Genomic DNA, 13,211 nt, shown 5'->3' with positions numbered 1-13,211 from the left:
CAGTTCTCTTTTATTTTTTACTTATTTCTGTAGGATTACTTCCCGAAGAGAGACAATTGAGAAGACCAAAGATGTTTTAAAAATAAAAATGGATAATAAACGGGCGGCATAACAAAAAAAGAAGGCATCCTTTTCAGACACCTTCTGTACATCTGGCGTGTGATAATATATTTAATCTTGAGAATTAAAAGGGTTTGATAAAATTATTACTTTACTACTCTATGTTATTTATTAGTCTTTAATGCTACCGGTTTGAATAAAAAGACAAACAGGATCAATAATATGAATGAAAACAGGGTCGAGATGGCAAAGACGACAGGCCAGTCACATTTATCCCCGTCACGGAAAAGACCGATCAGCCATCCGTTCCAAAGCGTCCCGATCAGGAAGCCGATTCCCCATACCAGGAAGAAGAGCAGGCCCTGCGCCTGCGCTTTCATTTCTTTTGGCGCCACATTATCCGTATAGACCTGACCGCCGACAAAGAAAAGGCCGAAGATCAACCCGTGCACGATAATCCCGATATAATAGAACCATTGCAGGCCGGTTTCCGCACCGATATAGAACGAAGCATACCGGACCACGAGGGCGATCATACCGAAGATCAGGGTATTCTTAATCCCGGACTTTATCAGTATCGAAGTGGTAATAACCAGGAAAAACATCTCAGCTAACTGTCCGAGGTTCAGCGTCACCGTTATATTCTGTACATGCTCGTCGGCGAGAATCATCGAACCATAGACATGATACAGGTTGAACGGGATGATAGCTAAGAACGTCAGGATCATAAAAGCCCGGTAATTCTTATCCTTCATCAGGGAGAAAGCGCTGAAGCCGGTTATATCCATCACCGAGATGCCGGCACTCTTGTCAACCGAAGGCGGGGTGTGCGGCAACCGCAAGTTCAGAAGCGCGGCTACGAAACAGACGGCGGCGCCGCAATACATCGGCAGGTTCGTATCGTCGAAAGCGGGCAAATGCATCACATGAAGGGCAATCACGCTAAAGATACCGGAAGCGACCCATCCCACCGATCCGAACATACGGATACGCGGGAACTGTTCCGACGGCGTATGGCTCATGGCGATCGTACTGGTCAGACTCTGTGTCGGCATGTGGCAAAGCATCGCCAGCACGACACATGTCATAAGCGGAGCGAACGTAACCTGCTGGGCGGCCAGGAGCAAAAAGACTCCTGTCAGTATATTCAATACTGCCAAAATCTTCTCGGCGGCAAAATAACGGTCGGCAATCGCACCGATAAAAGAGGATGCCATCGCACCGATAGCCATCGCACTCAACACCAGTGAGACCTGATACACTTCCAATTTAAGCGTATGGGAAAGATAAGCGGCTAAAGGAACCCACCAGACTGCACTCAGCATATACTGCATAAACATCATTGTGCAGAGTTGAACTTTCGTTCCGATTCCTTGTTTTGTAGTAAGAGTGTTCATATAATAATTAGAATAAAAGGTTTTATATCACCTGTGTTTCACATGGTACAAATGTATCGATTCCCTTGTGCCGGTTTGTTTGACCTTGTTGCAATCTTTTCCGTATTCTTCTCATTCTCTGCCGTTATCACCCTTATTGAGATGATTTATGAAATCCGTGATACAATAAAAGGAAATCCATAATACATTTTTCAGTATCTTTCGCCCATAATAGCAAAGTCATATATGAAACATCTGAAGTTAATCTTATCCATCCTATTCATATTTTGTCTCACCCGGACGTATGCAGACGACAGCAACTATCTTTTCCGCCACTACCAGGTCGAAAACGGACTCAGCGACAACATGGCCACCTGCTGCGTGCAGGACAGGAAAGGATATATCTGGATCGGGACGCGCGACGGCCTGAACCGCTTCGACGGATATACATTCAAAGTATTCCGTAACGACCCCGACGAAACCGAGACATTGGGAAGCAACTGGATCACATGCCTGGGCTGCGACATGAACGGCGACTTATGGGTCGGGACGCTTTCGGGATTATACCAGTATAACGATGAGAAGGAATCATTCCGGCACGTTCCTTTCACGGCAGACAAAGGAATCGACATTTTCCAGTTCGATAAAGACAATAAACTATGGATACTGATGGACGGCAACCTGATCCGGTTCAATACGGAAGACAGCCAGTTCCGCATCTTTGCCCCGGAAAACAACCAGAGCTACACCACTTTTTGCATTACCCGCGAAAACAGTATCTGGATCGGGAGTTCGGACGGACTGATCTCATTGCTGAATCCGGAAGACGGGACGACGGAATCCTATAATGTATTCGCCCATTCTACCCCGAACACCCCTCGGAAGCTCTCCATGCTGTACCCTTCTCCTACGACCGACCGCATCTACATCGCTTTCGAGCATGATGACGTGAAGATATTCGACCCGGCGACGCGCGGTTACCAGGATCTGAACATTCAAAAGATCAACCAGCTTACGATCCTGATCAACAGCTTCCTTGAAAAAGAAAAGGACGAACTGTGGATCGGAACGGACTCCGGGTTGTTTATCTATAAGATCGACACCGGCGAGTGTACCCGTATCCGGCAGGATCCGTTGGACCCGTATGCCTTATCGAGCCATTTCATCTCGGCTTTCTGCCGGGACCGGGAGAACGGCATCTGGATTTGTTTCCACCAGAACGGCCTCAACTACTATTCCCCCTTCCGCCCTTTCCATGTGCATTATCCCTGGGACGGGCAGCATTCGATGAAAGGGGAAGTGATCCGCGATATCTGTACCGACGCATACGGCAATATATGGGTCGGGACGGAAGATGCCGGCATCAACTGCCTGGAAAAGAAAACCGGAACATTCACCAACTACCAGCCGGTTCCGGGTGAAAACGGATTGTCGCACACCAATATCCGGGGCTTGGCAGCTTCAGGCGACCGGCTCTGGATCGGACACGTCATCCACGGCATCGACCTGATGGACATCAAAACGAGGAAGGTGATCAAGCACTACAACCTGCTGAAAGACTCGCTGACGGTAAAGAACAGCACCGTCCGTTGCATCAAGGCATTGCAGGAGGGACAAGTCTACGTCGGGACCGACGACGGTATCTACAAATATGACTTCCTGAACGACCGTTTCCTGTATGCTCCGCAGTTTCCTCCTTTCGCGGTGAACTGCATCTACGAAGACCGCTTAGGAAGAATCTGGACCGGCATGTTCAACCGCAGTTTCTATTACAACCCGATCAGCAATACCGGCATGTATCTGCCATACGACAAGTTGAACACCCAACGCCACAATTTCGTCAACGACGCTTGCGAGGACAAAGACGGCAATATGTGGTTCGCCACCGTAGAAGGGGTTATCAAATATGACTTCCAGACCGGCGAGTCCCTACATTACACCGTAAAGAACGGTATGCCGAGTAGCGTCGCCTTCCGCATCCTGCCCGACGAAAACGAAAACTTATGGATCAGTACGGCCAACGGACTGGTCAGCCTGGAAACCGGGACGGGCAAGATCACGACCTACACGGAATCTCACGGGCTTATCACCCGCCAGTTCAACGACAACTCCGCCTTCAAAGATAACGAAGGGACTTTCTATTTCGGTTCGGTCAAAGGCTTTATCCATTTCAAGCCATCCGAAGTAATCCCGACAGCAGAAAATATGGACGTCCACTTAGGGAGCCTCGAAATCCAGAACGAGGCAGGAGAGAAACGCATCGTCAACTGTTCCGCCGAATCGGAGACGAAGAAGATCACGCTGACCTACAAGCAGTCCACATTCAGCATCAACTTCTCCGCGCTCAACTTCATCGCTCCTAAATCCGTCCAGTATGCATACAGAATGGGCAATATGGATAAGGAATGGATTCCGATCGGAGGGCGCAACACGGTCTATTTCGCAGAACTGCATCCGGGCGATTACACCTTCGAGGTACGGGCCGCCAACCTGTCGAACAACTGGAGCGACACCCCGACACGGCTGAACATCACCGTTTTGCCGCCTTGGTGGGCATCTGACACGGCGTATGCCTCTTATGTCGTCGTCATTCTCGCCATCATCGCCGGCTCCTTCTGGTCCTGGCGCCAGAAGACCAAACGGGCAATGGCCTACAACATGCAATTGTTCGAAGACCAGAAAGAGAAGGAACTGTATCAGGCCAAGATCGATTTCTTCATCAACATCGCCCATGAGATCCGGACGCCGCTCACCCTGATCAAGAACCCGCTCGAACGCCTTCTGAAATCCGATAAGATCGGGGAAAAGGAGAATAAGTCGCTTACGTTGATGGATAAAAACGTATCCCGCCTCCTGTCGCTGGTCAACCAGTTGCTGGACTTCCGCAAAACGGAGATAGAAGGATACCGCCTCAGCTTCGTCCGGACGGAGATCGTCTCGCTCCTGAACGATACAGCCAAGCGGTTCCAGGAATCGGCAACGGCACACAACCTGTTGCTGAACCTCGATTTGTCTCTGCCGGAATTGTACGTGTTCGTGGACAAAGAGGCGATCACGAAGATATTCAGCAACCTGTTTACGAACGCAATCAAATACGCGTCCGGCAGCATCATCGTACGCTTGCAACTTTCACCCGATTATGAGACATTCACGATCGATTTTATCAACGACGGCACTCCTATCCCACCGGAATTGAGGGAAAAGATATTCGAACCCTTCTACCGGATAGAAGGGGATGCCGTAGGCAAACCGGGGACAGGTCTCGGCTTGCCCTTAGCACGTTCACTGGCAGAAATGCATCACGGCGGCTTGCAGTTAGGGACCTTCACCGACAGCCCGTCCATGACGATGTTCCGCCTGACCCTGCCCGTCAAGCTGCCCGAATCCATCAAGCAAACAGAAGAAGAAGAAACGACGATGCAGGCCGTACCTCAGAAAACGGAATTTATTCACGACGAATCGCGCCCGACGATCCTGATTGTCGAAGACAACAAGGAAATGGCCGTTTTTATCGCCGACGAAGTCAACCTATTATATAATGTAGAGATAGCCGGAAACGGAGCCGAAGCAATCGCATTGTTAAAGAGACGTAGCTTCCAGCTAATCATCAGTGACGTGATGATGCCCGTCATGGATGGTTTCGCCCTTTTGAAAGAGGTGAAGACGGAGATCGAATTCAGTCATATTCCGGTCATCCTGCTGACGGCCAAAAACACCATGCAGTCGCGCCTGGAAGGTCTGGAATTAGGAGCAGACGCTTACCTGGACAAACCCTTCTCCACCAACCTGTTGATGGCACAGATTTCCAACCTGATCTCCAACCGGGACAACATACGTAAATTCTATTTCAACTCACCGATCGCGAATATGAAATCGATGGCTTATACCAAAGCGGACGAAAGTTTCCTGGAAAAGCTGAACGAGATCATCAACGAGCATATCGGTAATCCGGCCTTAGATGTAAACATGATTGCAGACCTGATGCACCTGAGCCGACCGACCTTGTACCGGAAGATCCGTGCCATCTCCGACCTGACTCCTAACGAGTTGATCAAGATAAGCCGTCTGAAAAAGGCCGCCGAGCTATTGATACAGGGGAATATGAAGATATATGAGATTTCGGAAGCGACAGGTTTCAGCTCCCAGTCTTATTTCTGGTCCGCCTTCATCAAGCAGTTCGGCATGAGCCCGTCGAATTATGCGAAGGAGAATAAATAAAAGAAGAGAGTGTGTCAAAACTAAGATGAACACTCTGAATAGTTACAGACTGAACTGATAAACATTAAAAAGCCGTATCATTACTCAAAAGTAGAGTTGATACGGCCAGGTTAAAAGTTCAGATTCGGCTTTATTCCTGATTGGCCAGGAAATTCTTCAACGGATTCGTATACATTTCCAGTATTTTCGTGCGCAGGAATGCTTCATCCTTGTTCGGTAATACGATCTTGTCCAATTGCCCTTGCAGATAATCTTCAAACTGTTTTTTGTCTTTCAGGCCGTAGTGCTCGCTGAAACGGCGTGTGCCTGTCAGCATATCGTATGCCACGTAGTTGCAAGGATAAAAACGGTAGTGCTTGTAAATCTCCTTATCGATAATAGAAGCTATAGCGGCGATCAACTCGTTCTTCTCCATATTCGGGTCCAGTTTTGCCAACTGATCGTTAATCGGGGAAGTCAGGGTGAAATGAACGCGCCCCTTATTATTCAGAATACCGGTTTCCATGCTCAACAGGTCGTCACGCTGGCTCTTCACAAAGTCCGGATCATCGCGTTTCTGCTGGAATTCTTTTGCTTTCAAGAAATCGCACGGATCGAACTCATACGAAATTGCAACCGGGAAAATATTCAGTTCCATCAGGTTTGACAGGATATCCTTGTCACCACTCATGTTCAGCATCTTCAAGATACTTCCCTGGGTACGGTCGTCCGAATCTTTGGCGCGGCCTTCACGCTGCGCGATCCAGATGGACTCTTTCGTCTCCGTGATCGTATGGCGGATATAAGCGGAAAGGACTTTGCTCACTTCCAGCATCTGGCGTACCGGGACATTGCGCTTCACGATGAAGCTGTTGTTCAGACGGACCAGCGTTTCGATCCACGGACGGATCAGCAGGTTATTGCCAATAGCCACCTGGGTCATTCCATACCCTACATCATACAACATGACATTCAGGAAAGAAGCATCCAGCACGATGTCGCGGTGATTAGAAATAAAGGTACAAGGCTTTTTATCCTTCGGCAAACGGCTACGACCGGATATCGTCAGCGAGAAAGTGGTTTTTCCGGCCACCATCATCACGGCTTCATAGGCCAACTTGTTCTTGAAGTCTTCCTTTGTTTTAAAGGAGCGCATCGTTTCGCAGAACTGCTTCCAATCCACATCCGGCTTTATATACCGAAAGGCCCGCTCAAAATCTTCATTGGCAATCAGCGATTCGATCGCGTCTTTCACCTCGTCGTTATTTAGCGGACGAATATCGTCAAAATCATTAATAGGAACTTCCATATCTTTATAATTGAAAGTTGAAAGTTGAAAGTTGAGAGTTGAATGTTCCGAGATTAATTTTCAATTCCCAATTTTCAATTTTCAATTAGTTAAACTCGTTTTCTATAATATCTGTCATTACATCTTTTATATCCAGACCGGCAGCCCGCACCTGCTGCGGGATAAAGCTGGTTGCCGTCATACCGGGAGTCGTGTTGATTTCGAGCAGTTTCGGCTCACCGTCTGCCGGAATGATATAATCCACACGGATCAGTCCTTTCGCTCCCAATATATCGTATATCCTTGATGTCTCGCGCTGTATCTTTTCTGCCAGTTCGGCTGAAATGCGGGCGGGCGTGATTTCCTGCACCTGTCCGTTATACTTGGCGTCGAAATCGAAGAACTCGTTATCCGTTACGACTTCGGTGAGCGGGAATACCACTTCCTTGCCGGCAGTCTTATAGCAACCGCATGTCACTTCGGTCCCTTCGATGAAACTTTCGATGACGACTTCCCTGCCTTCGCCGAAAGCCTTGGCAATCGCCGGCTGGATAGCCGAAGCCTCTTTCACTTTCGTCACCCCGAAGCTGCTGCCTCCGTCGTTCGGCTTCACAAAGACCGGAAGTCCCAAACGGCTGACCACTTCTTCGTCCGTCACAGTCTGTCCTTTAAACAAATGTATGGAACGGGCGATATCAACTCCAAATCCTTTCAGATAATGATTGCAGGCAAACTTATTGAACGTAAGTGCACTTACAAACATTCCACAAGAAGAATACGGCATTCCGATCATATCGAAATATCCTTGCAGACGTCCGTCTTCTCCCGGAGTGCCGTGTATTGTGATATAGGCAAAATCAAAATGTTTAACCTCGCCGTTTTCACGGAAACTAAAATCATTCTTGTCTATTGGTGTGTGTTCCCCGCCGGGAAGTTTTACCGCCCACTCGTCTCTTTTAACGATTGCAATATATACATTATATTTGTTTTTATCAAGAAAAGAGAAGATTCCTTCCGCACTTTTTAATGAAATAACGATTTCGGAAGAATCGCCTCCGGCTACAATAGCAATGTTTCTTTTCATCATCTATAGTTCTTTAGTATTTGCATATACGCGCCATTTATCGATCAACGCAGTCATGTCGGCAGGTATTTCGGAATCAAAAAACATTTCCTCGCCTGTAGTCGGATGAACGAAGCCCAGCGTCTTGGCATGGAGCGCCTGCCGCGGGCAAATGGCGAAACAGTTATCGACAAACTGTTTATATTTAGAAGAGGTTGTTCCTTTCAGGATCTCGTTTCCGCCATAACGTTCGTCGTTGAACAGCGTATGACCGATATATTTCATGTGGACACGTATCTGATGCGTACGCCCGGTTTCGAGGCGGCATTTCACCAGCGTGACGTAGCCCAGACGTTCCAAAACGGAATAGTGTGTGACCGCCGTCTTCCCCTGGTCGCCTTCGGGAAAAACAGTCATCTGCATACGGTCACGCGGGTTTCGGCCGATATTGCCTTCGACCCGTCCTTCGTCATCGCGTACGATGCCCCATACGAGTGCACGGTATTCGCGCTTGGTCGTCTTATGGAAAAACTGCATGCTCAGATGCGCCTTTGCTTCCGGCTTTTTGGCGACAACCAACAAGCCGGACGTATCTTTATCGATACGATGGACGAGTCCCAGGGCAGGATCGTTAGGATCGTATGTAGGATCGTCTTTCAAATACCAGGCAAGGGCATTCACCAGCGTGCCGGTATAGTTTCCGTGTCCGGGATGCACGACCAACCCTGCCGGTTTGTCGACCACCAGCAGATCGTCATCTTCGTACACGATTTTTATAGGAATATTTTCAGGGAGAATCTCGAAAGTCCGTGGAGGCCGTGTCATCATGATCGTCACGACATCCTCCGGCTTCACCCGGTAATTGCTTTTCACCGGTTTGCCGTTCGCCATAATGCAACCGGCATCGGCAGCCGACTGTATCCGGTTGCGGGTAGCACCGAACATGCGGTCGACCAGGAATTTATCTACACGCAACAACGACTGTCCGCGATCGGCAACGAAGCGGAAGTGTTCATACAGTTGAGGAGTCTTATCTTCGCCCTCTTCCGGTTGCAACAGGTCATCTACCTGTTCATCATCCATTTCGTCCAAAAACTCATCCATAGTTAAAACCAGTTTTCTTCTTCACTATCCAACGATTCGACCGGCACACTGTCATCCGGGAGTCCGAGCGAGTCTGCCGGCATTTCTGCATCGCCGCTGCTGACCTTCAATACCAAAGGAGCGGTAAGCGGGACATGTTCGCCTTTCTGTAAGGCGCGTCCGTGCAACTCGACGCCAAGAGCTAAGTCTTTAAAGTCTCCGGGGACATATTCGATCTCGATTTTTTCAAAACCGCGGGCACGGAGGATGGCGTAAGCCTGCCGGAACGAAAGGTCTTCCACTTCCGGGATTGTCGCCATCTGCGAAGTGAGCGCATTTACGGTGACGAACACGATACGTCCTTCCTTCACTTTCGAACCGGCCATCGGGACCAAGTCGACAATCGCACCGGGTTTCACGTCTTTCGAAAAGACAGAGTCGATCACGTTATAGCGCAGATTACTATTCTTGAAAAATTCGGCGGCTTCTTCCATTCCCAATCCTTTGACATCCGGCACCACAACAGCCTCGTTATGCCGGGTGTACGAGTCGAGCCACTTCAATGCTCCGAACACCAGAGCACATGCCACGACCACAGCCAGCAACAAATTTAAGACGTACGGATTTTTTATCAGTTTAACCAAAAAGTCTTTCATTTCTATCTTGTATTTGTAGGCGGATCAAAAGTAGAAAACAAAGCCGTTAAAACAAAGAAAGTAAAGGCTTTTTAGTAAAAACCTCTACTTTCTTTATGAAAAATCTTCAAACGGAAAGAATTATCCGTTGTATTCGTCAGAAACTGTTAACTTAGCTCTTCCTTTAGCACGACGAGAAGCTAATACTCTGCGGCCATTAGCTGTAGCCATTCTTGAACGGAAGCCATGCTTGTTCTTTCTTTTCCGGTTGGAAGGTTGAAATGTTCTTTTCATCTTTCTGTATATTATTTATTATTATCTTATTCTCATACCAATTTGGGCTGCAAAGATAGAGGCTTTTTTTTAATAAACAAAGAGTTGCAAGAAAAACTTTATCTATGCCGGTTCTCTTTTTGTTACAAATATAACATTCAATCAGATCATGTACCGGATCATCGGATCTCCGCTTAACAGCTTTGCCCGTTCGAGGATTTGTAATACAGTCTCATCTCATTTAATTTTAAAAAGACATAAAATAGGATTGTCTTCTATCGATCTGTTTGCGACAATGCTATCCAGTCGGCTATTTCCTTTCGTGTATTTGTATGTGTTTTCTTCAACATTTATTTGGCCTATTATATATTCGTCTGTCGCACTTCTGGGCCTTACCCAAACCCCTAACCCCATAGTGGACTGGTATTCGGGCAGATTGAATATATATCCCTTTTTACTTTTCTTATTGTATATACCATAATACAATTCATTATTTTTCTGAAAAGACAAGTTGATCATAGTTGAACACTCATCAATTCTGTAATTCGTTATATACTTTGATTTTATAAGAGCAGAGGTATAATCTTTGTCTCTCCCGGAACTCTGTTCCAAAAAATCAACAGTGGGAAATGTGTAATTCTCCAACTCTATTTTATATCCTGTGCGTATATGACCGTTTTCTAATTTATATATATATGGGAACAAATGATGATAGATATAAATGCCACCATCATATGAATAAAGATTGGATTTTCCACCGGTTAGAGAATATGAAGTTTTGAAATCCGCTTTATAAAAAGTTTTTTGGGGATTCAGTAATGAGTCTGTAGTGTAAATGTAATAGGAATCCTTATCCTTTTGATCGGTCTGATTTTCAAAACCTTTATATCCCATAAAAATCTTCTCTCCATATGGTAAATGGAGAAAAGCGTTATAATAAAATTTTGTATTTATCGAGTATTTGAACTGATAAGAATCAAGATCATAAAATAGCAGCTTCTCAGCATACATGTCACTGATTATGATTGAGCGTTCTTCCGGATCAATATCGAAACTAAAAATCCTGTTATATCCTCCTGCCCCTTGCCCCTTTCTGCCTATACTTGTAATAAATTTGCCATTTAAATTAAAAACGAATAGTTTTTCTTTTTGCTTTCCTTCTAAGATAAAAATCCTGTCATCTACGACCTGAATACCTTCCGCAATACCTATCAAACATTCATTTGTTGTTTCCAAAGGGATGAACTTAAATTCAATAGAATCTTTTAAAGAGACCTGAATATCATCAAATTTAATCTCTTTAAGTATTATGTTTTTATCATTATCTTTAGAGCAAGATATTATCGACAGTATGAATAATATATATATGTATTTCATCTCTTGACTTTTGAAAGGATTACGGCATCCTATATATTAAAATATCCTGTCCACCTCGTTCTGACCTTGAAACCGCCAAAATAGAACTGTCGTCTTCGCTTACGGCAAATGTCCTAATGTTTCGATCCAACGATATTATAGCTTTCCGTTTGCCTTCCCAAGTGTAAATATGCAGTTGGGAATTATTGCTGAAATTGACAGAACCGTCGAACAGGCAATAAACGTATTTCTCCGTTCCGTATGTTTCAATAAAACATTTTCGGGAAGCCTCTATATTGATACCGTCACGGGTTGCGACAGGAACAATCTTGTTATTGTCCACGAAAAAAGATTGTTCCAATATCCCGTCAAGATTATAAAATGAGATATGGTTGGTGTACCGGTAGGCCACAGCCATACGTTTTTTCTTTTCATTTAAGACCAAGCTGGCTGAATATGCCACAGGCTTCTGTTGAAGGAGCTTCGCTACGCATTTATCCGGATCGGCCCAAAAATATCCGTTTGTCTCATTATAAAAAAAGAAGGGATAATTTTTATGAGGGGAAAAAGGCAAAGCGCATATTTCACCGGACATGATATTATAGTCTGTGTTGTTCCACAATCCGTTGATGATACAGACCGGTGAAATCAAAGAATCCGTATCTGGATCGATGATTTTCAAATAAGAATCGTTATCCAGCACCCGGATGCCTTCATAAGGAACCCCGGCAACCTCCTTACAGAAAGAAGGCTTTTGCAACTCGTTTTTCCCGGTTCCTTTCAGGAGACATTTGACCGGATATTGCAGGTCTTCATTCCGGTAAATCCGCAATATGCTGTCATTCTTGTCATCTAAAAGAAAAGAATATTCATTTTTTATTTTGAGGGCATGAACATAATTTTCGTCATCTAAATGATTCACGATGATACTGGGATATGTTTTCCCATCTACAAAATCCTGTTGACAAGATGACATATACATCGATAACAGGAAACAACCTACAGAATGTAATAATAAATTTATAACGTTTGCTATTTTCATCAGTTTCTTGCTTATTTGATTTTGAAAAACACAAAATAGGATTATCCTTCTCTGAAATCTGTTCAGCTACCAATAGTAAGTCTTTTCGGCGAATGTTTTTTTCTTCACTGAAAAGGAGCCATCCCTACCAAACCGGATTGTTCCATAAAATCTGTCCCTGTTAGGAGACAAGCGCTTTGATCCGTTTTCCGATGAAATCCGATATGAACCTTAGCTTCTTCACAAAGGAATAGTAATACTTGTTCTTTGGTTATCAAAAAAAAGAGTATCGTTATAAAAATGGATAAAGAATTCTCCTCGAATAAGTATTGTTTTATTTTATCCTTTTCGTCTTTGTTGGCTGTACATGCTGATAATAAAAAAAATATCAACAAATAGATGATTTGTTTCATGTCTCTTTTTTGTTATTTGCCAAGATCAGAAGGAAAGTGTTTAGAGGCTCCTTTCTTTTTCCCGTTAATTGCTTTACTCTACTGCCCCGATAAAACTCAACATCTGCGAATTGTTCGGGATGTTTCCAAATATTTCCTTCGTTCGTTAGAACTCTCCCGGCTGCTCCACCTCGTAGCTGACCGTGACCGTTCCGCTCTCTCCCGGTTGCAGCTCTGCCTTTATCAAAGTTGTTTCGCAAATATACAAACATATTTTAGTTACGAGCCTTTCGTAATTATTTTTTTTCTAATATCTTTTTTATTTCTGTTCTCATTTCCCGGATAGCAGAGCTTTCGACCTTCGGTTCTTTGGTCAGCACAGCTCCGGCGGCAGCCCGGAATTTATCCGCCTGATAGAATGCCGGCTCTGCGTATAGCTTGGCTAACAGATAGTAAGGATACAGCCT

The 13,211-nt window shown here is 45.4% G+C and carries 10 protein-coding genes and 1 pseudogene; 1 reads left to right on the top strand and 10 read right to left on the bottom strand.

From position 1 onward, the window contains the following. Positions 1–224 precede the first annotated feature (224 nt). Positions 225–1,457 carry an MFS transporter gene (locus tag H8S65_RS20005; protein WP_186931566.1) on the bottom strand — a complete coding sequence of 411 codons (1,233 nt, stop codon included), beginning with the start codon at positions 1,455–1,457 and terminating at the stop codon, positions 225–227. A gap of 225 nt (positions 1,458–1,682) precedes the next feature. Here H8S65_RS20005 and H8S65_RS20000 point away from each other — a divergent pair, with 225 nt between their 5' ends. Next, positions 1,683–5,654 carry a hybrid sensor histidine kinase/response regulator transcription factor gene (locus tag H8S65_RS20000; protein ID WP_186931565.1) on the top strand — a complete coding sequence of 1,324 codons (3,972 nt, stop codon included), beginning with the start codon at positions 1,683–1,685 and terminating at the stop codon, positions 5,652–5,654. 130 nt (positions 5,655–5,784) lie between these two features. On the opposite strand, the gene H8S65_RS19995 is transcribed toward H8S65_RS20000, so the two are convergent. The 9 genes and pseudogenes from H8S65_RS19995 to H8S65_RS21190 form a co-directional block, all read right to left on the bottom strand. Then, a complete protein-coding gene (locus tag H8S65_RS19995; RefSeq protein ID WP_186931564.1) occupies positions 5,785–6,942 on the bottom strand; it encodes a 1-acyl-sn-glycerol-3-phosphate acyltransferase in 1,158 nt (385 codons plus the stop codon). Between the two features lie 85 nt (positions 6,943–7,027). Further along, complete coding sequence (locus H8S65_RS19990) at positions 7,028–8,005, bottom strand: D-alanine--D-alanine ligase (RefSeq protein ID WP_186931567.1); 978 nt, start codon at positions 8,003–8,005, stop codon at positions 7,028–7,030. Positions 8,006–8,008: 3 nt separating this feature from the next. Further along, on the bottom strand, positions 8,009–9,088 hold the full coding sequence (locus tag H8S65_RS19985; protein WP_186931563.1) for an RluA family pseudouridine synthase: 1,080 nt from the start codon (positions 9,086–9,088) through the stop codon (positions 8,009–8,011). A gap of 2 nt (positions 9,089–9,090) precedes the next feature. Continuing rightward, positions 9,091–9,723: a PASTA domain-containing protein gene (locus H8S65_RS19980; protein ID WP_186931562.1), complete on the bottom strand. Its 633-nt coding sequence runs from the start codon at positions 9,721–9,723 to the stop codon at positions 9,091–9,093. A 120-nt stretch (positions 9,724–9,843) separates the two neighbouring features. After that, on the bottom strand, positions 9,844–9,996 hold the full coding sequence (gene rpmH / locus H8S65_RS19975) for a 50S ribosomal protein L34 (protein WP_005633099.1): 153 nt from the start codon (positions 9,994–9,996) through the stop codon (positions 9,844–9,846). A gap of 216 nt (positions 9,997–10,212) precedes the next feature. Continuing rightward, on the bottom strand, positions 10,213–11,352 hold the full coding sequence (locus H8S65_RS19970) for a 6-bladed beta-propeller (RefSeq protein WP_186931561.1): 1,140 nt from the start codon (positions 11,350–11,352) through the stop codon (positions 10,213–10,215). A 19-nt stretch (positions 11,353–11,371) separates the two neighbouring features. Further along, on the bottom strand, positions 11,372–12,253 hold the full coding sequence (locus H8S65_RS21355; protein WP_186931560.1) for a BF3164 family lipoprotein: 882 nt from the start codon (positions 12,251–12,253) through the stop codon (positions 11,372–11,374). A 224-nt stretch (positions 12,254–12,477) separates the two neighbouring features. Beyond that, positions 12,478–12,765: a hypothetical protein gene (locus tag H8S65_RS19960; protein WP_186931559.1), complete on the bottom strand. Its 288-nt coding sequence runs from the start codon at positions 12,763–12,765 to the stop codon at positions 12,478–12,480. Positions 12,766–13,040: 275 nt separating this feature from the next. Next, a pseudogene (locus H8S65_RS21190) lies at positions 13,041–13,211 on the bottom strand (O-antigen ligase family protein); the annotation flags it as partial.

The sequence above is a fragment of the Parabacteroides hominis genome, from assembly GCF_014287585.1.
Classification (GTDB): Bacteria; Bacteroidota; Bacteroidia; order Bacteroidales; family Tannerellaceae; genus Parabacteroides; species Parabacteroides hominis.
This window is presented reverse-complemented; position numbering and strand designations above follow the sequence as displayed.

Bases quoted from the DNA above. Each gene is read 5' to 3' on its own strand.
- H8S65_RS20005 (WP_186931566.1), bottom strand. From the start codon at position 1,457: ATGAACACTCTTACTACAAAACAAGGAATCGGAACGAAAGTTCAACTC.
- H8S65_RS20000 (WP_186931565.1), top strand. From the start codon at position 1,683: ATGAAACATCTGAAGTTAATCTTATCCATCCTATTCATATTTTGTCTC.
- H8S65_RS19995 (WP_186931564.1), bottom strand. From the start codon at position 6,942: ATGGAAGTTCCTATTAATGATTTTGACGATATTCGTCCGCTAAATAAC.
- H8S65_RS19990 (WP_186931567.1), bottom strand. From the start codon at position 8,005: ATGAAAAGAAACATTGCTATTGTAGCCGGAGGCGATTCTTCCGAAATC.
- H8S65_RS19985 (WP_186931563.1), bottom strand. From the start codon at position 9,088: ATGGATGAGTTTTTGGACGAAATGGATGATGAACAGGTAGATGACCTG.
- H8S65_RS19980 (WP_186931562.1), bottom strand. From the start codon at position 9,723: ATGAAAGACTTTTTGGTTAAACTGATAAAAAATCCGTACGTCTTAAAT.
- rpmH (WP_005633099.1), bottom strand. From the start codon at position 9,996: ATGAAAAGAACATTTCAACCTTCCAACCGGAAAAGAAAGAACAAGCAT.
- H8S65_RS19970 (WP_186931561.1), bottom strand. From the start codon at position 11,352: ATGAAATACATATATATATTATTCATACTGTCGATAATATCTTGCTCT.
- H8S65_RS19960 (WP_186931559.1), bottom strand. From the start codon at position 12,765: ATGAAACAAATCATCTATTTGTTGATATTTTTTTTATTATCAGCATGT.